Below are 25268 nucleotides of genomic sequence, written 5' to 3'. Positions count from 1 at the left end.
GCTTTTATTTTCGCCAATTATATGATGTAAAAAGCGACAGTATGACGCAAACGGTTAGCCAAACGCTGTCGCAAACGTTTCCAATTGTAAACTCTGGAAACAATAGTATTCCTTATAGGAACCAATCTAACGAATTTCGTTTGCTTAGCTGAAAAAAACAGCGAATCAGAGTGTTCTTGTTATTGAATCGTTAATTGCAATAACAATTTGATCCTTGTCACACTTTTATTTCTCCCTAAAATCCCCCCGCAATCGTTTACTACTACACATTGAGGAATGACCATGCATTATTTGGTCGGCATCTTAGGCATTATCGTAATCTTTGCCGTTGGTTTTTTATTTTCTGAAAATCGTCGCGCGGTAAATTGGCGCACTGTATTAGGTGCATTTTGCGTGCAAGTGATCTTTGCAGGCTTTATTTTATACGTGCCTATCGGTCGTGTAGTTTTAAACAGTGTTTCTGGTGCGGTATCCGGCATCATTGAATATGGTCATGAAGGTACAGAGTTCCTATTTGGTCAATTAGCACAATTTAAACTTGGTTTTATTTTTGCGGTTAACGTACTTCCTTCTATCGTATTTTTCTCTGCGTTGATCTCTGTGCTTTACTACCTTGGCGTAATGAAGTGGGTGATCCGTGGTATTGGTGGCGTGCTACAGTACTTTTTAGGCACAACACGTACAGAATCGATGTCGGCAACAGCCAATATTTTTGTTGGCTCAGTAGAAGCACCATTGGTTGTTCGTCCATTCTTGTCTCGTATGACACGTTCTGAACTGTTTGCTGTCATGGTTGGCGGTCTTGCATCTGTTGCTGGCGGTACGATGGTGGGCTATGCAGGTTTAGGTGTTCAGCTAAAATACCTTATTGCTGCAAGCTTTATGTCTGCGCCTGCAGGTTTGATGATGGCAAAATTGCTTGTTCCTCAAACTGAAGGTGTGCACACCATGGAAGAAGAAGACGATGGCGAAGAAGATGAACCAGTAAACATGGTTGATGCGGCATCTCGTGGTGCACTTAGCGGCTTACAAATTGCAATGGCGGTTGGTGCTAGCTTACTTGCAGTGATCAGCTTAATTGCATTAGTAAACGGTGGTTTAGGTCATGTTGGTAATTGGTTAGCTTCTGTTGGTCAATGGTTAGGCTTTGATTGGAATGGTCTACATCACCTAAGCTTAGATATGATCTTTGGTTACGTATTTGCACCTGTTGCTTGGTTAATCGGTGTACCATGGTCTGAAGCGAACACAGCAGCAAGCTTGATCGGCACTAAGATTGCGGTTAACGAATTTATTGCATTTGCAGAGCTAATGAAGCCTGAAACAATTGCAAAGCTTAGTGAGCACTCTCAAGCAATCGTGACTTTCGCACTGTGTGGTTTCGCTAACCTAACGTCTATTGCAATGTTAATGGGTGGTTTAGGCGGTATCGTTCCTCAACGTCGTCCTGAGATTGCACGTTTGGGTATGAAAGCGATCTTTGCAGCAACCCTTGCAAACTTAATGAGTGCAACGTTAGCGGGTTTATTTATTCCACTTTCGTAGTAACATCGCTCAGTAAGCGGTTAAGATTAAACAGAGAGCTTAGGCTCTCTGTTTTCGTATGGGCTATTCATTGATTAAAAGGATCTAAATGCGATGAAATCGGATGTTGATAAATTAGTAACTAAACATGCTGAATTGATCCATAGCGATGGTTTAAAAGTGTATTCTCATACTCAACGTGAAGATGGTGATTGGATCCTGCATACCTTGATGATTGAAGGCTATGATGTGCCTTTTAAGTTTAAGCGAAAGAAAAAATACCAAAGCCTAAAAGGTGCGAAAGTGAATATGACCTACTACCCTGAAACGGTGACGGTTGCAGGCTTTGAAGTCGAGACCATGAAAGTGGTGCGAATTAAGCGTTACTAATTGTAAGTCATAAGAAGAATAAAAAACGCCAAGGCAGCTATTTGCCTTGGCGTTGTTGTTTTTACTGCTTTCGTTATCGCTGGCTATTCATTTCTTGCAGTTTTTTCCCAATAGGGCCTGAGAAGTTAAAACCATCATGCATATCCCAGTTAATTGACCATGTCATTACACCACCAAAGTTAGGATAGAGTTTTGTTGGTACAACTGAACCACAACGGCTGCCTTTCGTGACACAATCAAGGGCATCAATAATGTTTTGGGTAGGCGCTTGACCTGAGTTAGCTGAGCTTGGGCCTGAAGGTAAACCAATAGCGACTTGATCATCACGAAGTGGGGCAAATTGGCTACCATCTGCTAACTCAAAACCTTCAATCAGCATTTTGACTGATGCTACCATCATATCAACCGAGCCTTCAGGTGCAGCACCTGACATGTATGGATTGGCTAGACCGCCATTATTGTATAGCTGGACGTGAAGCAAGTTCAGCATGTCACGTAATTGATCAATCATTGGAATGTAAGCGCCCCAGATACCGGAGTAAGCAATCATGCCACCTTGTACATAAGGGTGCTCTGGTGCCATGGTGAGATACATATCACCACCAATATTTTTCTCAATTTGTTTTAATGCGACAGGTAAACGAGCTTGGATCTGAGTGCCATGAAGTAGATTAGAGCCACTTTCTAAATCGATATCTAAACCGTCAAAACCCCATTCGTTGATAATGTCAGTTAGACTTGAAACAAAGTTAGCTTGGTCTGAATCGGTATTTAGCGTGATGGTACCTTCAGCACCTCCGAGTGATAGTACGATGATTTTACCTTGGGCACGAAGCTTACGTACGTCATCTTTAAACTGTTGGGGATCTAACGGAGCACAACTGCTGTGCATATCGCCATTGTATAAATTGAAGTGCACGGTACCGTTACTGTTTCTATCGTTATCAGCAAAGGCAATGTCGATAATATCCCAGTCAGGTGAAATATCACCAAGACGGATAGGACAGCCAGAGCCATTAACGAAGTTATGCCAGTAACCAATTAGGTTGTGTTTGGTATCAATAGGCTCTTGTACTTTAATACTAGCAGCTGTAGATAATGCCGTTTCACCATTACCAGTTGTTGCTAGGGCTGTCACGGTGTAACTGCCTGCTGATTGGGCAGTCCAAGATGCGCTGTAAGGAGCTGTTGTATCAGTAGCAACAATATTGCCGTTAATAATGAAATCAACCTGACGTACATCACCTGTGAGTGCAGTTGCAGTTGCTGAAAGGGTTAATGCTTTGCCTAAGGTAACTACCGATCCACTGGCAGGTGAGGTGAGGCTAGTCACTATGGCTTGATCACTGACGGTCACAGTTGCGCTTGCTTCGCCTGTATTGGCTTCATTATCGGTTGCAACAGCTTTGATGGTGGTATTACCTAATCTTGATGCTAACCATTGTGCGCTGTACGGTGCGCTGGTATCTGTTTCAATCAGCTGATCGTTAGCGTAGAAGCTCACTTGTGTCACAGTACCATCAGCATCAGTGGCTTCAGCATCAATGGTTAATGTTGTGCCTGCTAGTACAGTTTGTTGACCACTTAATGATGTTAATGTCACTTCAGGTGCAATGGCACAAATACCGAGATCAGTCCATGCATCACTCCAATGTTGACCTTCACCCGGCGCATAGGCCCAATCTGAAGAGGAAGAGCACCAACCAGCAATATCACAGCGATATTTATGGTTGTTATTTTCAACTAAATCACCCGCCGCATATTGAGAGCCTGACTTAAAGGTTGGAATATCGCCACAACCGCCGCCAACGATGACTTCACTAACATTAATGCTGACTGTTGTTGAGGTTGTTGCACTGCCTTCATTATCTGTCGCTTTGGCAATGATCTGGTGGCTGCCAGCAGTGGCTGTCCATTGAGTTGTGAACGGCGATGATGTACTCGTTGCAATAAGCTGATCATCAACGAAAAATTCTACTTTACTAATAGAGCCATCTTTATCTTGCGCGTTGGCAGTTATCGTAACACTATCGCCTTCAGTTACATTCGCATCTGCCGTTGGTGAGCTGATAGCAACCGTTGGTGCTATGTTCTCATTAGCAGAGATAACACTTACAGTGACGATATCGGTTTGGGTTGCGTTTTCGTTATCAGTCGCAACTGCTGAGATTGTGTGGTTACCGAGTATGGTAGTCCAATTGATCTGGTACGGTGCCTTATCAATAACTGCGATGGATTGTTGGTTTAAGAAAAACTCAACTTGTTTGATTGTACCGTCTTTATCGTTTGCATTGGCTGCAATAGTGATGTCACTGCTTTCACTGAGTTGTGCATTATCAACTGGTGAGGTAAGCGCAACCGTTGGCATTTGGTTTCCACCTGCATCACAACTATCAACTAACGTCCATTCTTGCCAATCTCCTGAATGACTACTTGGCGCGTTACCTTGTGACCACCAATTCGCTTTATAAAGGCTGCCTTGTTGTTGCACCTGGCTGCCACCGTTATATGCGATATCAGCTTGCCACTCATCGATATTGGTACAATCTGCTGCGTATGCCTGTGATGCGCTAAAAGCGACGGTTAATGCACAGGTAAGAAGTGTCTTTTGCATTGTCTATCCCTATTGCAGTTAGTGTTAGTAGCACTAATAATGAGATAGGAAAGGTTAATAAGCGTAAAACTATATGCATAATTTATAGGCTTTATAACCTTACTCACAGTGTCGATAAAATAGACAGTTATTATTATTTTTAATTTCGAGCAGCCTCACATCTGAAGTTACTGATAAAAGACTTGGCTACTATCTTGAAAAGGCATACATTTTAAACATATTTATTCGGTTCTATATTTTGGCATAAAGGGAAGAAAGATGGATTGGTACATTGCAGTATTAAAAAAGTACGCGCAGTTTAATGGACGTTCTCGTCGTAAAGAGTTTTGGTTTTTTACTTTAATTAGTGCGTTAGTCAGTTTGGCACTTGGTGTTGCAGATAGTGTTTTAGGCTTGCCTACATTTGGTGATGGCTACGGGCTATTAGCAGCATTGTATTCACTCTTTATTGTGATCCCTAATCTTGCCGTGATTGTCCGTCGTTTGCATGACCAAGATCGTACAGGTTGGTGGGCATTGATCATGTTTGTTCCGATTGTGGGTATCTTAGTGCTGATCTATTTTATGGTACAAGACAGCAAGCCTGGTGATAACCGATTTGGGCCAAATCCAAAACAAGAAAACGGTTCATTCACGGTGTAAATACCTATTAATATCTTTATTAAGTTCAAAAGCTCAGATTCACATGCTGAGCTTTTTTTATGGGTGAATTTTAAACTAATAAGTGGAAAAACGCATAAACTGAGGATAGTGCCCTTGCATAAATTGCTATGTTTGGTACAAAGAAATGAGCGGATATGGAAAAACGCAATTGTTTTGTAGGAGGCAACTATGTCTATTGCTGATAAATTATTGAGCCAAGCTATTCTTGAACAAGTAAAGCGTGATGGTGCATTGAACGCATTAGAAACTGTGTATGCCAAAGCGCGTTATGCTCACTTTAAACGTGTGAAGTGGGGCTCTCAATTTTTTGATGGTATCCAGTTTGGTGATGGTAGTTTAATTGCGGTAAAGCCAGGTTCATTTAACAGCTTAACATTAGTAAGTCTTGCCTCTGAAAAACAAATGGGGTAGCCACTCATTATTCTGAGGAACTGCCTCTTTGAAGTATTCGATAAGCCTTTAGTTATAACTACTGAAGACTTTTATAAGCATTTTGCTGGTCTGAGGATACAATATCCCATTTCATTCCACTGTAATGTGTTTTAGTATGACAACAGATGAGCGATGTGCGTTTTGACCGAAACAATACATCATGACCACTCATCATAAATAATATCGTTTTTGGAGTACGATTAATGTTGTGTGACCTTTCAAAAAAATCAATACAACGACATTTACTGTCGTCTGTCCTACCAGTTCAGTCCTTATTTTCATCTCGATTTAGTTACGGCTTATAAAAGCCGCCAATATTGTTTTTATATATTCGAGAAATAGCAGCTCACCGCTGAGGCTTAGTGCTGCAAGTATGAAGTAAGGGTTTTGTGTGAATTTAAAATTATTAGGTAGCTCGCTAATTATTGCGGGCACGGCGCTTGGTGCCGGCATGTTAGCTATTCCAATGGTATTAGCTCAGTTTGGATTGCTTTCTGGCACGATTTTGATGTTAGTTATTTGGAGCGGAACAACTTACGCTGCTTTGTTATTGTTAGAAGCCAGCATCAAAGTTGGTGGCGGATTAGGGATGAATACCATTGCTAAGCAGACATTAGGTAAAGGCGGTCAGCTAATTACCAATGGTTTGCTTTACGCTCTTTTGATCTGCTTATTAATGGCTTACATCATTGGAGCAGGGGATTTAGTTCATAAACTCATGCTAAATGTGGGCTTAGATCTGTCTTTAGCACAAAGCCAAATCATATTTACTGTAATTGCTGGTGCGATTGTAGCAGCAGGGACTGGCGTTATTGATAAACTCAATCGTGTATTGTTCTTATCGATGCTAGCGATGTTGGTTATTACCTTATTTGCTCTTGTGCCTAATATGTCATTAGCACATTTCTTTAACTCAAGTAACGATAGCAATATTGATTTGATCAAAACCAGTGCGGTGCTATTTACCAGTTTTGGCTTCTTCCCTGTGATCCCATCGCTTGTGTCATACAACCATAAAGCGACGCATCAACAGCTTAGAAATATGATCCTGATTGGTTCCTTTATCCCGCTGTTATGTTACCTACTTTGGTTGTATGCCGTAGTGGGGAGCTTATCTTCTGAGCAGTTATCACAATTTAATAATGTGTCTGAGTTGATCAATGTCTTAGCTGCACGCTTTGATGGTATTCATGTGATTTTGTCACTGTTTACGGGTCTAGCGTTATTGACATCGTTCTTTGGTGTTGCGCTATCCCTGTTTGATCAAAACGTTGATCTATTTAAGCAAAATCGTGCTGTAACTTATGTGATTACATTTATTTTGCCATTGCTAGGGGCATTGTTTGCCGCTGATAAGTTCTTACCAGTGTTAAGTTATGCAGGATTAATCTTAGTGTTCATCGCTATTTTTATACCGATGTTGATGGTAAGACACTTGCGTAAAGACGATAAAACACATCAGGCTGTATCAGCGAATGAGTTACATTATGAAGTTGCTGGTGGACAAGTTGCGATGGCTATCTGCCTTGGCTTTGGCTTGTTCTTGATTGGCGCTCAGGTAATTTAAACCTAACGATAGTGGAAAGTGTGGGGCTGTTAGATTGACCGATCTAACAGCCCCTTATTCTTGGTATATACAAGGTGACCGAACCTGTATAACCAAATGGTAATGACTATTGGAGTACGATACAGCTATCGTTAGCAATTACCTTAGTTGAGCCAGATGATACAAAGTTTCTGGTTATAGAGCTAGATGATAGGAATTTTAGCAATTTCAGAAGTGTAAAGAATAAATGACACTAAAAAAGGAGCACTAAGCTCCTTTTTTGATTGAGAAAATTACATACGAACCACGGTTAAATAACGCTTTGGATAACCACTCTTATAGTAATCTGTTTCTGTCACACCAAAGTGTTTCTTTGATGATGAACTATGGACAAACTTTAAAGTGTTTTTACCTACTTCAGTGATAATGCCTGCGTGTCCAGGTCTACGTACATTAGGGTTAGTACCTGTAAAAACAATTAAATCACCCACTTGCGCATTTTTTAATGAGACTTTCTTCGAGAAAAGAGAAGGATAAGCAGCAGTAGTACGTGGAATACTGATATCGTACTTGTTATATACGTATTTTATAAAGCCGGAGCAATCAAAGCCTTTTGGGGTATTGCCACCCCACACATATTTTGTGCCGATGTATTTTCGAGCAAACTTAACCATCTCTTGCTCTTTTTGTCGTTGAGCTTTAGCGATGTGTTTTACTGTTTTTTGATGCGTTGTTGTCGTAACAACGGGTTTTTTAATTGATTGTTCTGTTTGCGGTGATGCATTTACCGTGGATTCACAAGCAACGAGAAAGAAAAGAGAGCAGCCGAAAAGCGCTAATGTGGATTTTGGTAATGTCATAATGATAATTAGGTGCTTCAATAAGTAACAGAGCGATTAAGATGTTAATGATAACGCTTTGCTTTTTTTTGTGTAACTGTTTTTAGGGCATTACATCCTCATTACATATAGCTTATTGATTTCTCACTTATAAAAGTTACAAATTTAATGGTTATTCAAATTATATAATTGAATATTATTTATCATGTTGATGGTTTAGCAGTTAAATTGTTTACGTTATAGCAATGATCAAACACAACATCATTTATGTGATGAATATCTATAATAATGCAGTGTTTTATTCTTCATGAGAATGCTATATGATGTCGTCCCTATCATTTTTGATTGCTGTATTCAGTTCAACTTTGTCTTATCCTTAACGCGAATCGTTAGGAAATTGAATTAGTTATGTTTAGAAGTATCGTATTGTTTTTATATGCTTTATTTTCTGTTTCAGCTGATGCTGAGGAGAATTTAACACTTTGGTATTCTCATCAAGACAATAGTTTTATTAATCTATTAGTTAATGAGTTTAAAAAAGAAAATGATATCAATATTTCGTTGGTTCAATTTGATCCTGAGAAGATAAAAGCCGAAATTTTATTGGGTGCTCAATATGGTGGTTTACCAGAATTGGTGATTTTTCCATCTGATTTTGTTGGCTTGCATCGTTTAATGAAATTATCTCGTATCCCTGATGATTGGTTTTTATCTGATATTTCACCATCAGCAAAAGTGACCGCTTTTACTGATGGAAAGTATTGGGGAGTGCCAGTGATCCAAGGTAATAATTTGCTGTTATATTATAACAAAAAGCTAGTACCTGAACCTGTTAAGTCGTGGGAAGCGCTGTTAGCGAAAAAGCAGCAATACATTGATAATAATATCTTGCCAATTGGCTGGAATTATCAAGATATGTATTACTTTATTCCGTTTTTATCGGCGTTTAACGGTTGGCCTATTACGAATAATAAAATAACGCTGAATACGCCGGAAATGGTGGCTGCTTTAAAATATTATCGTTATGTTTCAGAGCAAAAAATGGTTAATGAGCAATGTGAATATACTTGTTCGCAAGCGGATTTTATCCAAGGCAAAGAAGCGTATGCCATTAATGGTGATTGGGCGTATCAAGACCTCAAAAATAACATGGGTGATAACCTAGGTGTCGCATTATTACCGACGATAGATGGTAAGCAAATGCGTTCGATGAAGAGTACCTTTGTCATCTCATTGCCAAACTATTCAGTACGCTCAAAACAAAAAAGAAAACTGATTGAACAGTTTGTTAAATTTGTTCAACGTCCAACTATTCAGAAATTGGTATATGAAAAAACACATTTACTACCAGTTTCAGAACAATTACTGAATGAGTATAAAAAGCAAGCAAAAGGGAGTGACAAAGTACTTTTTGAGCAATTTGAGCTTTCTAAACCTATGCCCTCTAGTATTAAAATGTCGATTGCATGGCAGGCTATCGCCATTGGTTTTAAACGTTATGAAGATGGGCTATCTGCCGAAGAATCTGCAAAATATATGCAGCATATTGCTATACAGCAAATGCGTCGGTTAAAGAACGAATGAAATTAAAATTAAAACTCAAATCATCACTCGCATTGTTAATGGTTTTTGTGGCAGTTTTGCCTGCCTCCATTATTGGTGGTTTACTTATTAAGCAGCAAACAGAAGTTGAAACTAACTACCGTTTAGACTTAATTGATCGTTTATCTACAACCCTAAAGCAAGAATTCAATTACCGCTTTTATTTACTTTCCACGGCACTCGATGTGCTTTCTCGTGATAGGTTGCTTGTGCAGGGGATAGATGACTTCTTTCTTACTAGTCATGTTGATGCAACCTTAAAAAACCTTGTTGATAATACGCCATTGATTCAAGCGGCGTATCTTGTTGATAATCATTGGAATGAAGTTGAAAATTACAATGGTATCAATGGGATAAAATCATTTGAAGGGTTACAGCAGTTATTAAGTGTTCACGTCAGTACCAGCAAAACATCCGGTGATCAATGGGTGTTTAACTACGTTGATGAAATGTTGATGCCTGAAAAATTCAATCCTAGTCGTAAAGGGGTTGTGATAGGGGTACCTATTTATCAATCGACACTGACGGAAGGGCTTAAGCGTAAGCCATTAGGTTATCTGATTGTAATTGTACCTGTTGAAAATATCATTAAAGTCCTTCGCCCTTATTTAAAAGATGGTGAGCATGTCGTATTTAAACATAACGGCATGGATAACATCACCGTTTTTAAAGGTAAATTAGAGCCATCAGTTCCGACGGTTTCTAAAACCGAAGTTGTGACAATTGATAATAAATATGTTTCAGAACCCATGTCTTACGAGGCTGAAGTGTTTATGAATAAGTATTTGGGTGAGAATCCTTTTACTAATTCCTTAAAAATACTCTCTATCGTAACGGTGATAATCGTTATGTTAGCTTTGTTAACTGCCACTATCTCTTACCGTTGGTTTGCTAAGCCATTAACGTATTTAATGGATAGTGTGCGCGCTTGCTTGAGTGGCAGTTATAGTATTCCAGACAAGGATTTACGCTTTGCTGAGTTAATTATGGTTAATGACTTAATTCAGAAAATGACGAGCACGATTAAAGCACAATTTGACGATTTAGAAGATAAAAATACCAAATTGATGAGCTTTAATGAGCAATTAGAAAAGAAGGTGCATGAGAAAACACTTCAGTTAACTCAGACATTACAGCGTGAAGAAAAGCGCCGTACCATGCTGCAATCGTTATTGTCATTTAGTAATAAACTGCAACATGGCGATGTACATTCAACGGTGATGACGCAACTTGTTAGTCTATACCCTTATGCCGGATGGGCAATGAGATTGAATATAAATCATCAGCGAGATTGGGTGTGTGAAGGCATTGATCCTGATGCTTTAGTGGACATTGATGTTGATGCGCATTGTAGTGAGTATTTTCGTGCCAAGATAAATGATCAGACTTTCCAATGTTTCAAAATTATGGATACCCATAATGAGACATTAGGCGTCATTGTAATGAAATACCCGAATATTGAGCGCGATGACTTTGAAGTGATTTCACTGTTCGTGTATCAACTTTCAGCGGAACTAGAAGGTCGATTGCTAAACGAAGAGTTGGAGCGAATTGCGATTACGGATCCACTAACAGGTTTGAGTAACCGTAAAGCGTTTGATGTCGATTTAGAAGAATGGCTGAAAGTATCGCAACGTTACCCAGAGCAGTATTTTGGCTTATTTATGATAGATGTGAATGGGCTGAAGCAAGCGAACGATGAGTATGGACACCATATGGGTGATCAATTACTGATTGAAACCGGGAATTTAATTCAAAGTGTATGTCGTCAAACGGACAAGGTTTACCGTTTAGGCGGGGATGAATATGCGATTATTGTTAAACTTGGCGATAACACAGGCTGTGAGTTCTTAAAGCAACGACTCAGATCATTGCTAGAACAAGAACATTACGCAAGCTTGCCTTCTGGCGATAAAGTGAAAATTCATTTTGCGATGGGGTGTGCAAGTACGGAATCGCATGAAGCACAGAATATTTATCAAGTTGCTGATAAAGCGATGTATTTAGATAAAAAAGCATTCTATGAATCGACAGGGTTAACTCCTCGTTAATAGCCATTTATTCCGATGGATGAATAATAAAAAACCTCGATATTGGTATCGAGGTTTTTTTATAGGCGTCTATAACAATATTACTTATGGTTTGAGAAATTATCGCCTTTCGCTAGTCGATCATACAAAATCACGTTAACGGCTGCTGCAAGGTTCATACAGCCTTTAGTTGGCACATAGATGGTTTCACGGCAGAAATCAGTGATGTCTTTCTTTAACGTACCGTCTTCAGGGCCAAAAATATAAAACGCACGTTTAGGGTGCTTATATTCAGGTAATGGCTTGGCATCATCAATCAGATCAACGGCAACAGGAACACAGCCAACAGGAATGATATCACGCAGATCTTCAACACCAATTAGCGGAATGTCTAAAGCGGCTTTTTTAGTATCTGTACAAAACTGCGCAGCGTGATCATAGCGCGTGCCAGTATAGAAAACAGAGTTGACACCGTAGCAGCCAGCAGCACGCATTACGGAGCCGACATTTTCTGGCGTTTTAGGGTTAAAAAGACCAATACAAGAATAACCTTGGCTATTTTTACTCATACTACTATCTACTTAATTTTTACATGAAGCTTAAAAAACAAAGCAGGTACGAATACCTGCTTTATAGAATGTTATTTACCACAACACTTTTTGTATTTCTGACCGCTGCCACATGAGCATGGATCATTACGGTTTGGTGTTTTTTCAAATACCGTTGTTTTTGGCTTATTGAAGATACCATCGAACTCGGCAGTATTTTCAGCCACGTTTGCATCTACAGTGATATTCGCAAAAAGGTTATGTTCTTCAATTTGCTGCAGTAATTCTTGTTTACGTTCTTCGCTATTCACAATCAATGTGAGAGGGTTGGTTTCCGTGCCCAGTTTAGTTGCGCGTTTCGTGTTGTAGCCAAAGCTTTCGTATTTCGGCTTCTTTTCGATACGACCTTTATAGAAGAATTTAGACATGGGTGAACCTACTTACCATGAAGTAATCAAACTAAAGTGTTTGATTAATTGTTATGAATAAAAAACCACCGCTAAGGTGGTTGAAATTGCGGGCATAATAACCGCCATTAGGGCGCTTATCAATAGTTAGCGCAGGGTATTAGCGCGCACAAAACCACAATGAATAGCACATAACCATACATAAACTGTGTGATTTGGTGAGGGTTTAAACGTTTGCAATGGTCGGACTTCATTTTAGATTGCCGAGCGTTTTAAATAGTGATTAGCTTAAAAATAACATGAGGAAACAGTGATAATAAAAGGCGTAGCCTATCACCATGATAGGTAATTTCGACTGGCACTGATAACAAATGTTGTTAACATACAACTCAATAAATTTCAGCGTGAAGGATTTAAACGCCATTCATTCAGTGTCTTATAGTTATTGAATGAAGTTGATAATCGTTCCGTTTTTTAACAAAAATAATAAGGTATAACGAAAACTTTTTATTTTTTTCATATTTTTGCGTAATCGATGAAAAAAATACGGCATAATAAGCCCCCGTTATACCAAGCAATTGATTGCTGCCGCAGGTCTGAAGATCTGAAATTAATGGGAAAATGATATGGTTAAACCAGAAAATAACTCAATTGTAATTTTTGGTGCGTCAGGCGATTTGACTCACCGAAAATTAATACCTGCGTTTTATCACCTTTATGCTAATGGGTTATTACCTGAAGATTTTGCAATTTTAGGGGTAAGCCGTACATCTTATAGCGATCAAGAATTTCGTGATAAGTTAAAGCAATCTTTGACAGAAAATGAAAAAGTCGATGAAGCAACATTGGTTAACTTCTGTCAGCACTTATACTATCAAGCGTTAAATACATCAGATCAAAATGAATACGGTGTACTTAAAGAGCGTTTAGATACCTTTAAAGAAACCCATAACACTCATGGTAATGCGGTTTTCTATCTAGCAACACCACCGAGCCTTTACGGTGTGATCCCTGAATGTCTAGCGGCACATGGTTTAAATGATGAAACAGAAGGTTGGAAAAACCTGATTGTTGAAAAACCATTTGGCTACGACTTGGAATCTGCAATTTCTCTAGATAAGCAAATTCACGCTTGTTTCAAAGAACATCAAATCTACCGTATCGACCACTACCTAGGTAAAGAAACAGTACAAAACCTACTGGTTTTCCGTTTTGCTAACGGTATGTTTGAGCCGCTATGGAACCGTAACTTCATTGATTACGTTGAAATCACAGCAGCAGAAGCATTAGGCGTAGAAGATCGTGGTGGTTACTACGATGGCGCAGGTGCGGTACGTGATATGTTCCAAAACCACTTGCTACAAGTTTTAGCAATGGTGGGTATGGAATCACCTGCAGCAATTAATGCTGATTCTATCCGTGATGAAGTGGTTAAAGTAATGCAAAGCTTTAAGCCATTATCGGACGATGATCTGAAGAATAACCTAGTGCTTGGTCAGTACACAGAATCTGAAGTACGTGGTAAGCACTACTTAGGTTACCGTCAAGAGCCGGGTGTAGCAGAAGATTCACGTACAGAAACTTACGTCGGTATGAAGATGTTTATCGAAAACTGGCGTTGGAATGGTGTGCCGTTCTACGTACGTACTGGTAAACGACTACCTACCCGTGTGACTGAAGTGGTTATTCACTTTAAGAAAACACCTCACCCTGTATTTGGCGCTAAAGCACCAGAGAACAAATTGATCATCCGTATTCAGCCTGATGAAGGTATTTTAATGAGCTTCGGCCTTAAAAAACCAGGTGCAGGTTTTGAATCTCAAGAAGTGTCAATGGATTTCCACTACGACAAACTTGAAGAAACTAACATGTTAACCGCTTACGAGCGTCTACTGCTTGATTGTATGAAGCAAGATGCGACGTTGTTTGCTCGTACTGATGCTGTTCGCGCATGTTGGAAATTTGTTCAACCAATTCTTGAATACAAAGAAAACCCAGAGCACTTATTTGGTTATGCCGCAGGAACGTGGGGACCAAAAGAAGCTGACGATTTATTAGCATCAAGCAATCGTGAATGGCGTTTCCCTTGTAAGAACTTAGCAAACACTGATTATTGTGAGCTATAAGCATGATTAATTATCGCGTATTTGAAACACCGCAGGACGTTGTCGTTTCATTGGCTGACACCATGATGACGATGAGCAAGCAACCAAAGCCTGTACATATCTCGTTATCAGGTGGTAGTACACCAAAACTGCTGTTCAAAACATTAGCGCAAGCACCCTATGCGACAGACGTTAATTGGAACAACTTACATTTTTGGTGGGGCGATGAGCGTTGTGTAGAGCCAACTGATCCTGAAAGTAATTTCGGTGAAGCGAACGAGTTATTGTTCCAAAATGTGGCGATCCCAGCAGAAAACATCCACCGTATTCGTGGCGAAGAAGATCCTGCTGTAGAATCCGCGCGCTTTACCCAAGAGATGGAAGCGGTTATCCCACATAAAAATGGTATGCCAGCATTTGATTGGATCTTATTGGGCATGGGTACTGACGGCCATACTGCGTCATTGTTCCCTAATCAAACCAACTTCGATGATCCTGCGTTATCTGTGATTGCAACACATCCAGAGAGCGGTCAAAAGCGCATCTCAAAAACAGCACGCTTACTTGAAAATGCAGATCGCATTACCTACCTAGTGTTAGGTGAAAGCAAGGCTGAAGTACTACAAGAAATTAATAATAATCCTGCAGAAATATTAGCTTATCCTGCAGCGAAGATTAAAGCCGTCAATGGCAAAACAGAATGGTTTTTAGATTCAGCAGCGGCAAAACTGCTGGCGCAAGGAGAATAATATGAAAGGCGATATCGGTGTAATTGGCTTGGCAGTAATGGGCCAAAACCTGATCCTAAACATGAATGACCACGGCTTTAAAGTTGTTGCTTACAACCGTACTGTAGCAAAAGTGGAAGAATTCCTTGAAGGCCCAGCAAAAGGCACAAACATCATTGGCGCGACTTCTCTAGAAGATCTAGTCGCTAAGCTAGAAGCACCACGTAAAGTGATGCTAATGGTACGTGCTGGTGACGTTGTTGATGCATTTATTGATCAACTAGTTCCACTTCTAGATAAAGGCGATATCATTATTGATGGTGGTAACTCTAACTACCCAGACACTAACCGTCGTGTTGCTGAACTTGAGAAGAAAGGCATCCTATATGTAGGTTCTGGTGTTTCTGGTGGTGAAGAAGGTGCACGTTTCGGACCTTCAATCATGCCTGGTGGTTCTGAAGCGGCATGGCCTGCAATCAAACCAATCTTCCAAGCGATCTCAGCTAAAACAGATGCTGGTGAAGCATGTTGTGATTGGGTTGGTAAAGACGGTGCAGGTCACTTCGTTAAGATGGTACACAATGGTATCGAATACGGTGATATGCAGCTTATCAGCGAAGCATACCACTTCATGAAGTCTGGTCTTGGTTTATCTCATGATGAGATGCAATCTATCTTCCAAGAGTGGAATAAAACTGAGCTAGACAGCTACCTAGTTGAGATCACATCTGAAATCCTTGGCTACAAAGATGAAGATGGTCAACCACTTGTTGAGAAAATCCTAGATACTGCTGGTCAAAAAGGTACTGGTAAGTGGACAGGTATTAACGCACTAGATCTAGGCATTCCACTAACGCTAATTACTGAATCAGTATTCGCACGTTGTGTATCTTCAATGAAAGATCAACGTGTAGAAGCGCAAGAGCTATTCGGTAAGACAATTACACCAGTTGAAGGTGATAAGAAAGAGTGGGTTGATGCATTACGTCAAGCGCTACTAGCATCTAAGATTATTTCTTACGCACAAGGTTTCATGCTTATCCGTGAAGCGTCTGAAGAATTCAACTGGGATCTAAACTATGGTAACGTAGCTCTAATGTGGCGTGGTGGTTGTATCATCCGTAGTGCATTCCTAGGCAATATCCGTGATGCGTACGAAGCGAACCCAGACATTAAATTCCTAGGTTCTGACCCATACTTCAAAGATATCCTACAAAGCAGCATGGCTGCATGGCGTAAGGTTGCTGCGAAGTCTCTAGAAATCGGTCTACCAATGCCAACAATGACATCTGGTCTAACGTTCCTAGATAGCTACACAACAGCACAACTACCTGCAAACATGATCCAAGCGCAGCGTGACTACTTCGGTGCTCACACTTACGAGCGTATCGATCAGCCTCGCGGTCAGTTCTTCCACACAAACTGGACTGGTACAGGCGGTAACACTGCTTCTACTACTTACGACGTTTAATATCTAAACGCAGTAAACATACTAAGCCACCGTTCGCGGTGGCTTTTTTATTACATGTGTTTTCAAAGTAACAGCACAAGCAACATCATTAATTTAGATAAATACTGAGTAAGAGATGATGAAATACACCAAATGGCTAGGGTTTTGTTTACTCACCGCATTTCAAGTCCATGCCAAGCCTGCTCCAGTTATATCGGTCGACATTGATTTTGTTTCGACCCAATGGATTGATAACTTAGGCACCTTTCGCGTTGTGGTGTTTAATTCAGAAGTGAATCCTTGCTTTACACTTGAGAACTTCAAAGAAGGAACAAGCCAAGGGCTGACATCATCGCAACAGATTTGTAAGGTTGCACTGCCTGATCATCAAGTGGTGAATTTACAAGATGATCTTGAAGGTGATATGTGGTTTGAAGATTTTCATTGGGGGGAGCATTCGCTTAATTTTAACTTGAATACATTCAATGCCAACTATACCTGTTCTTTGGATCTTGATAGCCAGTATCCAATCAACAAGCAGCAAGTATTGGCACAATGCCGTTTAGTTAAAAGTAAAAATAAAGAATAAACAAAGCCCTAGCATTAGATACGAATTCAATAAGAGATGTAAATAATACTAGGGCTTTAATATATGTAATCACATTTTAACGAACCTTAATCATCGGGGGGATCTTGGTTGTTAGCGCTGTGAATTATGCGCCAATCACGCCACCATCTTTACGAGTGATTCGCATGATAGAAGAGCGAGGAGTACTGCGACCGCCATCAGGGAAGTGAGATGGTGCTTGCTCTTCACCTGGATGCTGAACGCCAACAAACATAGTTTTGCTATCATGGCTAAAGGTAATACCTGTAATTTCACAAGCGATAGGACCTGTTAGGAAGCGACGTATTTCACCGGTTACTGGGTTGCCACAAAGCATTTGGTTATTACCCATACCAGCAAAGTCACCTTCATTGGAATCATCGCCATCTGTTAGGATCCATAAACGACCGTCTTTATCGAAACCTAAGCCATCAGGACAGTTGAACATGTTGTCTTTGTTAATGTTCTTGCTACCAGCCATCAATGAATCTTTGTGTACCGTTGGGTTACCTGCAATGAGGTAAAGATCCCAGTCAAAAGTCTCAGCGGTATGGTTACCGTTGGATGGATTCCAGCGCAGGATGTGGCCATACGGGTTTTTCTCGCGAGGGTTCACTGCGTCAACCGGTTGATTCGGTTTAACACCACGGTTCTTATTGTTGGTTAGGGTACAGAAAACTTCGCTTGTATGTGGGTTCACGGCTACCCACTCTGGGCGATCCATGGTTGTTGCACCTACATGTGTTGCTGCTTTACGAGCAAAGATCATGATTTCTGCTTGGCTAGCAAAACCGTTCTCAGGTGTCAGGCCATTTTTACCAAACGTAAGTTCAATCCATTGACCTGTGCCTTTTAATTCACCGTCTTTTGCGTCGAATTTCGCGACATACAGTGTACCTTCTTCAAGAAGATCACGGTTCGCTTCTTGGTTGCTTGGGTTATATTTGTTCTTTGATACAAAGCGGTACAAGTGTTCACCACGCTCATCATCACCTAAATACACCACAACATAACCGTCATTGTTGATAGTAACTGCGGCGTTTTCGTGTTTAAAACGTCCTAATGCAGTGCGTTTCTTTGGCATTGAATTTGGGTTCATTGGATCGATTTCTACAACCCAACCAAAACGGTTTGGCTCATTAGGGTTTTGAGCAATATCAAAACGTGGATCATGCTCATACCAGCGGTAGTCTTTATTTTCAGGGCTGATACCGTAACGCTCTTGGTTCGAATCAACCGCTACATTTGTATCAGTACCAAAGAAATCATCAAAGTTTTCTTCACAGGTGAGGTACGTTCCCCAAGGCGTAGCACCATTTGCACAGTTAGCAAAAGTACCTAAAGCACGTGTACCGGTTGGATCTGCTTTGGTTTTTAGAAGAGGGTGACCTGCTGCAACACCGGTAATTTCCATTGGTGTATTCGCAGTGATACGGCGATTTAAGCGACCGTTTTGGTTCACGATCCATTGCCCATTTTTCTTTACTAGCTCTACGATTGAGTTACCAACAGCCGCTTGGGCTTTTTTCACATCGTCAGCAGAGAGCGTCTTACCTTGGTTTGGTAATAAGTATTCGTAATTGGTGTATTCATTGTTTACAGCTAATACTGCGCGCTCATTAGTGAGGGTGAAGAACGCCATACCGTCGTTGTTATCGCCAAACTGTTTTAGTTGAGCCTCACTATTTGCTGAAGGATTAAAAGCTGGAGAATCGGCAAACAGTGGTGAACCCCAAGAAATTAACACTTCAGCTTGATAGCCTTCAGGCACAACGACTGTATCGGCAACTGAAGTGGGTACAGGTTTGAAGTTGATAGCAGGCTCTTTTTGTTTCGTTTGCGTTGTAGCAGATGCAATAGTAGGGGATGCAGCAAAGAAAGCAGCCGTGGTAGTTGTCGTTTGAAGAAATTTACGGCGGCTTAAACCTTTATTGATGATGTCACTAAATTGCACGTTCTTAGTCGTCATGACTTACTTCCTGATGTTTATAAGAATAACAATAACGCGCTGATACTAGTGATTGAATATGACAAAAAAGTTATAAAATGATTAAACAAAAATGTACAAATTCCTTTTTGGAATCATTGTTGCTATGCGATTTAGAACAATTTGATTTAAATACGGCATAACAGATGTAAAAAAGGCTCCATAAGAGGAGCCTTTTATTTACATAATGAAGTGAATTAGCTTACTTCAATTGGACCACCGAAGGAGGTTACTGGTGGTAGTTCACCTTTGAACTTCTCGAAGTTAACAATACAGGTTTGTGCACTGGTTGCTTGCGCAAGCTCAGAAGATGGAATATCCATAGTTAGGGTATTTGGATCACCGTAAGTGTCGATTGAACCAATTTTTTCGTTCAATGGACCATACCATGCACCTTCTTCGATACGCACAACACCACGAGGGTAGCTATCAGTAAGCACGGCACCTGCTAATAGCTGACCACGATCGTTGAATACACGTACTACATCACCATCTTTAATGCCTTTTTCTGCTGCATCTTGTGGGTTGATGTAAACAGGTTCACGACCTTGTACTGTGTATGTTGCACGGAACTCTTCAGCTTCACACATTTGTGAGTGCAGACGCTTGTCTGGGTGACAAGACTGCAGCCAGAACGGGTGTTTATCTGAGCCAGGACCACCGTGTGAACGTTCTGTCTTTTCAAACCACATTGGGTGTTCTTGACAGTGTTCGTAACCGTAACGACCAATCTTACGACTGGTGATTTCGATAAAGCCTGATGGTGTACCTAGTGCGTTGATTTCAGGATCTTGACGGAACGCTGCGTGGCGAACCCAAGGTTTACCTGTACCAAAATCTAGGTAGCCTTTCTCCCAGAATACATCGAATTCAGGCATATCGAACTTGCCTTCGTTTGCTTTACGGCAATCGTTGTACAGCATACGAACCCACTGCATTTCATCCATGCCACGGGTGTATTCTTTGTTCTTACCGAAACGACGTGTCAGCTCAGTGAAGATCTCGAAGTCAGTTTTCGATTGGTATAGTGGGTCAACTAACTTATGCATCGCTAACAGACCACGACCACTGTATGAGCCCATTACGTCGATATCGTTACGTTCAAATTGCGTACATGCAGGTAGCACGATATCAGAGAAACGACAGGTTGCAGTCCATGCGTAATCAATGGTGACAACGGTTTGTAGTTTCTGGAACGCTTGCTTCATACGGTTACGATCTTGGTGGTGGTGCCAAGGGTTGTTACCGCTGATCACCATCATCTTGTAACCCGGCAGGATCACTTTAGAACCGTTGTATTTAATTTCTTTACCCGGCTCTAGAATACAGTCAACGAAACGCGCAACAGGGATAGTACGGCTGTAACCGTTAAAGTCGTTGTTATCCCACTTAGGTTTTTGACCTTCGTCTACGTTACGTGGGAAACCACCCGGTGCAGCAAAGCCCGTTGATGGTACACCGATACCTGAGTAGTGGTGACCGTAGGAGATACCACCGCCCGGTAGGCCGATTTGTCCAACCATTGCAGCAATAACCGCACCCATCCAGTAAGGCTGCTCACCGTGCTCTTGACGCTGAATACACCAACCGAACAAGATCTGAGTACGCTCTTTAACCAGCATACGAGCAAATTCTTTGATTTGTTCTGCTGGAACACCACAGATTGGAGCTGCCCATTCAGGTGTTTTCTCAACTTTGTCTTTGGTTTCGCCTTTCACATAACCAATGAACTCGTCAAAGCCCAAACAGTACATCTTGATGAACTCTTTATCGTAAAGGTTCTCGGTGTACAGGGTATGAGCAACACCTAACATGAACGGCACATCAGTTTGTGGGTTGATGTATAAGTGCTTGTTGTTTAGGTAACGTTGAGTCTTGTTTTTAACTGGATCGACAGAGATCACGTTGATCTCACCGTTAGCCACTTTCTCTTTTAGTTGTGCTAGGTAAGGGAAAGATTCGTGTGTTTCACAGTTCCAACCCACCTGCAGGTTTTTCACAGGATCGTTCGCCCATAGGATAACGTTCTTCGAGTTATCTAGGATTTCAGACCATGAAGTACCTTGTGCGTACACTTCAGTAGAACCTAGCACGTAAGGCATGATGGTTTGACCCGCCCCCGTTGAGTAGTCACCTACTTTAGTGATGTAGTTACCATGCATACCTACTGCACGTTGCATGTGGCTAGTACAGCTGTGGAATTGACCTGTTTGACGCCAGCCAGTTTGACCTGCGTGAATTGCCCATGGACCGTAGTCTTTTTGCATGCGCTCAAGTTCACGGTAGAACAGATCTAACGCTTCGTCCCAAGTCACACGTACAAAACGGTTATTACCACGAGTTTCGCCGCTGAATTTGTTTTTCTTCAACCAATCTAGACGCACCATTGGGTAGCGAACACGAGAAGGGTTGTAGATCACACCTTTGATGCCTTTTAGCATCTCGGTTGGGTTCTTATCGATCTCAATCGCTTCGATTTCTTGCACTTTACCCGCATAGATGTGGGCGCGGAATGCGCCCCAGTGTGAGCCAGAGAAACGCCACGTGCCTTGACCGATAGTGTCATCCGCAAACACTTTTGATGATGCAAGTAGGCTAGGGCCAATCACAGAAGCAGCACTAGTTGTTGCAATGCCTTTAAGGAAACTTCTTCTTGATACAGACATATTAATTCTTTACTCCATCAATACTTAGTGTTGTGCTTCAGAGAAGTCAGAAGAGTGCTTCTGAAGGTACTTACGTACAACTGCTTCACTGTCACGGTCAAAGTTAACAAACGCTAACATACCGTCGAACATGCCCGGCCAAGTATTGGCATCGAAGTGGTTCTCAGCAGGTTGGGTATGACATACAGAACAGTTAGTGGTATATGCGGTTTTCGCTTTTTCCCAAACTGGTGTGATGTCGTTTACAAGAGAATCCTTCGGCATCCAAACAGTTGCTGTTACGCGCTGCCAAGGAAGGCCTGTTAGATCGTCAACTTTTTCTTCGTACTTGCTAACAACTTTGTCGTTTTGTGCAGATTCTTTCAGTAGTGAAGCCACAGGGATGTTCATACCGAAATCTTCTTGGATCACACGGCCGTAACCCTTATCTTTACGCCAGCCTGCAATTTCAACTTCAACGGCGTTGTCGGTTTCATCAATCACTTTTACGCCAGATGCAGGGTTAAGTAGACCTGCTTCCACTTTAAGATCTTTATCTTCGTACACAGGAAGGAAACGTACGCTGTAAACTTCTTCACCTTTGTTGTATGACGTGTTGTGAGAAAGTTGTACCAGCTCTGAAATCATACCGCCGCTTGTGTCCATGTCTTTTGGTAAGTGGTGAGCAATACCTTTGTGACAATCTACACAGCTTTGATCACGCTCTGCAGCGTTCTTCATTTGAACACGCGCAACAGGAGACATCTTATTGAAGTCCATGCCTTTGTAATCGTGACAGTCGCGACATTCTTGTGAGCCGTTTGCTTTGAAACGCTCCCACTCGTGCTGTGCTAGCACAATACGACGTTCTTCAAATTTCTCAGGAGTATCGATAAAGCCTGCCATGTGGGCAAAGACTTCTTTACTTGCTTGAATTTTACGGGCGATTTTATCTGTCCAATCATGTGGAACGTGACAATCAGGACACGTTGCACGAACACCTGAACGGTTTTTATCGTGGATTGTGTTTGCATATTCAGGCGCAACGTTTTCAGCGTGACAGCCGACACAGAATTCTTCAGTGTTTGTTGCTTCTAGTGCGGTATTAAAGCCACCCCAGAAAATAACACCAGCAATAAAGCCACCAAGGGTTAGGACACCTAGACTAATATGAACGCTTGGGCGTGATAGGGTCTGCCAAGCTCTAGCTAAAAATGATTTCATTATTAATTCTCTTTAAAAGGATGCTCACGGTAATTAGTAGGGATTAACCGCCATGCCCTGGTGGACCAAAAACAAATAGTTGTAGCATCCAAACGGTGAAGCCGTAGCCGCCGACAAAAATGACGCTGAGAATAGGAAACAAAAAGATGACAATAAAAAGGAACATCTTCCATTCTCGGCTACGTGTTTGCTTGGTTTCTTGATCAGTCACACTGGTCATAGAACCTCCTGTTTTGTAAAAAATGAGTAGATATAAATATTTTTATTAAATCTATTTATATAACGATCATAAAGTAACCGTCATACATAATTCAATTAATACTTTATGGTTATGCTTATGTTTTGAAGGGTTTTTTGATTTTAAACGAATACATTAATAGCAAATATTGATATAAATATAAATATTATAAAATATAAAAATATATTAATAGTGTCAACGTGGGAATAGGGTTGGTTGATTGTGGTAATTGTTTTATTAGTTGGGTGATTGTAATCAAATACAACAAAACAAGTATCAATTAGAGCAATAAAATAATACAAGTAGGGAAGAAAGAATAATCAAAATTATTATAGGTTGTTTAAATATGAACAATATTAATGGTTGGAAAGAATAAAAAACAGGCATTTTATGGCCTGTTTTTTATGTTGAAGAAAAGACGTTGAAGTGATTAGTCGATTAATTGATATTGATTGCGCAAAATCTCGATAATTTCAGCTTTTGGATTTTGGCTTAGTTTGATTTGTTCACCGGTGATTTTTTCAGCTATCCCAGTATAAACTTTAGAGATCTGCATCAGTACGTCTTGTGGTAACTCGTTATCACGAGCAAGAGCGAAACGTTCTTCCATACGATCTTTATTTAATAAGATATCAGGATCAGGGAAAGTGTTTAGCAGCACTTGGCGGAAATCTTCTTTCGAGTTCTCGACGATTTGTCCGTCACGGTAAGCAGCACCATCCCAAATACGTGAAGAATCAGGTGTACCTACTTCATCCATATAAATTAGCTTTTCAGTGCCACTTGCATCTGTGACGTATCCGAACTCGAATTTGGTATCGACAAAGATTTGATCGAGGTTTGCGAGCGCGTCGCTGATCACGTTAAAGCCTTCAGCTAATAGCTTTTCGTATTGCGCAATATCATCAGTATTACGGAAGTTAAATGCAGCGTAATTATTAACGAGATCATCGCGGGTGACATTGACATCATCAGCCTCAGGAACATTAGGAATGCCTTTTAGAATACCTTTGGTTGATGGCGTCATTAGTAGCTCAGGCAGTTTTTGATCTTTCTCTAACCCTTCTGGCAGTTCGATACCACAGAAGTTACGCTCACCTTTGCTGTAAGCTCGCCACATTGAGCCTGTGATGTATTGACGGCAAATGGCTTCAACCATCACAGGTTTGGCTTTTTGGACGATCCAAACAAACGGGTGGGGAATATCTAAGATATGGCTATCAGCCAAGCCGTTGTCTTTAAATAGCTTAAACCAGTGATTTGAAATGGCGTTCAGTGCAGCGCCTTTACCCGGCACACCTTTTAAGCCACCTTCGCCATGCCAAATACAATCGAATGCAGAGATACGATCACTGATCACCATAATGGCTAATGGTGCATCAGGTTGGACATTGTAGCCTTTTTCCTTAATCAAACGTCGACTGTCAGCTTCAGTCAGCCAGTAAACAGAGCGTACTTTACCGCTGTGTACAGGCTTATCAGTACGGATTGGGAGATCATCATTAACAGCTAAAACTTGATCGGCAAGGCTCATCGTGAAAATCCTATTCAAATGATTACGCAGAAATGCAGAGTTTTTGCCATAAGAACATATGGCTAAACATCATCGTAGACGCATCATACAAGGTTATAGAATTGACTGCCAGAGAAAAAGCAAACGTTTGCATCGTGATTTTAAAGCATAAAAAA

At 40.9% G+C, this 25268-nt stretch carries 20 protein-coding genes; 11 read left to right on the top strand and 9 right to left on the bottom strand.

Annotated elements, in window-relative coordinates; all coding sequences use genetic code 11:
- Positions 1-282 precede the first annotated feature (282 nt).
- Both Q7657_RS18015 and Q7657_RS18010 read left to right on the top strand, forming a co-directional pair.
- A complete protein-coding gene (locus tag Q7657_RS18015; RefSeq protein WP_107165262.1) occupies positions 283-1545 on the top strand; it encodes a NupC/NupG family nucleoside CNT transporter in 1263 nt (420 codons plus the stop codon).
- A 93-nt stretch (positions 1546-1638) separates the two neighbouring features.
- Entirely contained in the window at positions 1639-1914 is a 276-nt protein-coding gene (locus Q7657_RS18010) for a hypothetical protein (protein WP_107165261.1), read from the top strand.
- Between the two features lie 73 nt (positions 1915-1987).
- Here the strand turns inward: Q7657_RS18010 and Q7657_RS18005 are convergent, their stop codons facing one another.
- Complete coding sequence (locus tag Q7657_RS18005) at positions 1988-4528, bottom strand: Ig-like domain-containing protein (RefSeq protein ID WP_107165260.1); 2541 nt, start codon at positions 4526-4528, stop codon at positions 1988-1990.
- A 258-nt stretch (positions 4529-4786) separates the two neighbouring features.
- Here Q7657_RS18005 and Q7657_RS18000 point away from each other — a divergent pair, with 258 nt between their 5' ends.
- The 3 genes from Q7657_RS18000 to Q7657_RS17990 all read left to right on the top strand — a co-directional run bounded on the left by Q7657_RS18000 (position 4787) and on the right by Q7657_RS17990 (position 7190).
- Positions 4787-5170, top strand: a complete 384-nt coding sequence (locus Q7657_RS18000; protein WP_107165259.1) for a DUF805 domain-containing protein — start codon at positions 4787-4789, stop codon at positions 5168-5170.
- 189 nt (positions 5171-5359) lie between these two features.
- Complete coding sequence (locus tag Q7657_RS17995; RefSeq protein WP_008987362.1) at positions 5360-5602, top strand: hypothetical protein; 243 nt, start codon at positions 5360-5362, stop codon at positions 5600-5602.
- Between the two features lie 412 nt (positions 5603-6014).
- Entirely contained in the window at positions 6015-7190 is a 1176-nt protein-coding gene (locus tag Q7657_RS17990; protein ID WP_107165258.1) for an amino acid permease, read from the top strand.
- A 272-nt stretch (positions 7191-7462) separates the two neighbouring features.
- Here the strand turns inward: Q7657_RS17990 and Q7657_RS17985 are convergent, their stop codons facing one another.
- Positions 7463-8029, bottom strand: coding sequence for a C40 family peptidase (locus tag Q7657_RS17985; protein ID WP_053986780.1), 567 nt, complete (start codon positions 8027-8029; stop codon positions 7463-7465).
- 387 nt (positions 8030-8416) lie between these two features.
- On the opposite strand from Q7657_RS17985, the gene Q7657_RS17980 reads away from it, so the two are divergent.
- Complete coding sequence (locus Q7657_RS17980) at positions 8417-9592, top strand: sugar ABC transporter substrate-binding protein (protein ID WP_053986779.1); 1176 nt, start codon at positions 8417-8419, stop codon at positions 9590-9592.
- Positions 9589-11661: a diguanylate cyclase domain-containing protein gene (locus tag Q7657_RS17975; protein ID WP_258178222.1), complete on the top strand. Its 2073-nt coding sequence runs from the start codon at positions 9589-9591 to the stop codon at positions 11659-11661. The genes Q7657_RS17980 and Q7657_RS17975 overlap by 4 nt, the downstream gene beginning before the upstream one ends.
- 80 nt (positions 11662-11741) lie before the next feature.
- Here the strand turns inward: Q7657_RS17975 and Q7657_RS17970 are convergent, their stop codons facing one another.
- Positions 11742-12209 (bottom strand): RNA methyltransferase, encoded by a 468-nt coding sequence (locus Q7657_RS17970; RefSeq protein WP_008987356.1) that lies wholly within the window; start codon positions 12207-12209, stop codon positions 11742-11744.
- A 71-nt stretch (positions 12210-12280) separates the two neighbouring features.
- Positions 12281-12616, bottom strand: a complete 336-nt coding sequence (locus Q7657_RS17965) for a PBPRA1643 family SWIM/SEC-C metal-binding motif protein (RefSeq protein ID WP_053986778.1) — start codon at positions 12614-12616, stop codon at positions 12281-12283.
- Positions 12617-13221: 605 nt separating this feature from the next.
- On the opposite strand from Q7657_RS17965, the gene zwf reads away from it, so the two are divergent.
- From zwf to Q7657_RS17945, 4 genes are all read left to right on the top strand, one after another.
- Positions 13222-14721 (top strand): glucose-6-phosphate dehydrogenase, encoded by a 1500-nt coding sequence (zwf, locus tag Q7657_RS17960; protein WP_107165257.1) that lies wholly within the window; start codon positions 13222-13224, stop codon positions 14719-14721.
- A 2-nt stretch (positions 14722-14723) separates the two neighbouring features.
- Entirely contained in the window at positions 14724-15449 is a 726-nt protein-coding gene (pgl, locus tag Q7657_RS17955) for a 6-phosphogluconolactonase (protein ID WP_107165256.1), read from the top strand.
- Between the two features lies 1 nt (position 15450).
- Positions 15451-16899 carry a decarboxylating NADP(+)-dependent phosphogluconate dehydrogenase gene (gene gnd, locus Q7657_RS17950; protein WP_107165255.1) on the top strand — a complete coding sequence of 483 codons (1449 nt, stop codon included), beginning with the start codon at positions 15451-15453 and terminating at the stop codon, positions 16897-16899.
- A gap of 115 nt (positions 16900-17014) precedes the next feature.
- Positions 17015-17467, top strand: a complete 453-nt coding sequence (locus tag Q7657_RS17945; protein WP_107165254.1) for a hypothetical protein — start codon at positions 17015-17017, stop codon at positions 17465-17467.
- A gap of 124 nt (positions 17468-17591) precedes the next feature.
- On the opposite strand, the gene Q7657_RS17940 is transcribed toward Q7657_RS17945, so the two are convergent.
- From Q7657_RS17940 to Q7657_RS17920, 5 genes are all read right to left on the bottom strand, one after another.
- Positions 17592-19454: a PhoX family protein gene (locus Q7657_RS17940; protein WP_107165253.1), complete on the bottom strand. Its 1863-nt coding sequence runs from the start codon at positions 19452-19454 to the stop codon at positions 17592-17594.
- 215 nt (positions 19455-19669) lie between these two features.
- The gene (gene torA / locus Q7657_RS17935; protein ID WP_107165252.1) at positions 19670-22138 is read right to left on the bottom strand and encodes a trimethylamine-N-oxide reductase TorA; all 2469 of its coding nucleotides are present in this window, start codon (positions 22136-22138) and stop codon (positions 19670-19672) included.
- Positions 22139-22162: 24 nt separating this feature from the next.
- The gene (torC, locus tag Q7657_RS17930) at positions 22163-23341 is read right to left on the bottom strand and encodes a pentaheme c-type cytochrome TorC (RefSeq protein ID WP_107165251.1); all 1179 of its coding nucleotides are present in this window, start codon (positions 23339-23341) and stop codon (positions 22163-22165) included.
- A 43-nt stretch (positions 23342-23384) separates the two neighbouring features.
- The gene (torE, locus tag Q7657_RS17925; protein ID WP_053986770.1) at positions 23385-23561 is read right to left on the bottom strand and encodes a trimethylamine N-oxide reductase system protein TorE; all 177 of its coding nucleotides are present in this window, start codon (positions 23559-23561) and stop codon (positions 23385-23387) included.
- A gap of 448 nt (positions 23562-24009) precedes the next feature.
- Positions 24010-25113: a phosphoribosylaminoimidazolesuccinocarboxamide synthase gene (locus Q7657_RS17920; RefSeq protein WP_107165250.1), complete on the bottom strand. Its 1104-nt coding sequence runs from the start codon at positions 25111-25113 to the stop codon at positions 24010-24012.
- Between the last annotated feature and the right edge of the window lie 155 nt (positions 25114-25268).

The organism is Candidatus Photobacterium acropomis, assembly GCF_030685555.1.
Lineage (GTDB): Bacteria > Pseudomonadota > Gammaproteobacteria > Enterobacterales > Vibrionaceae > Photobacterium > Photobacterium lucens.
This window is presented reverse-complemented; position numbering and strand designations above follow the sequence as displayed.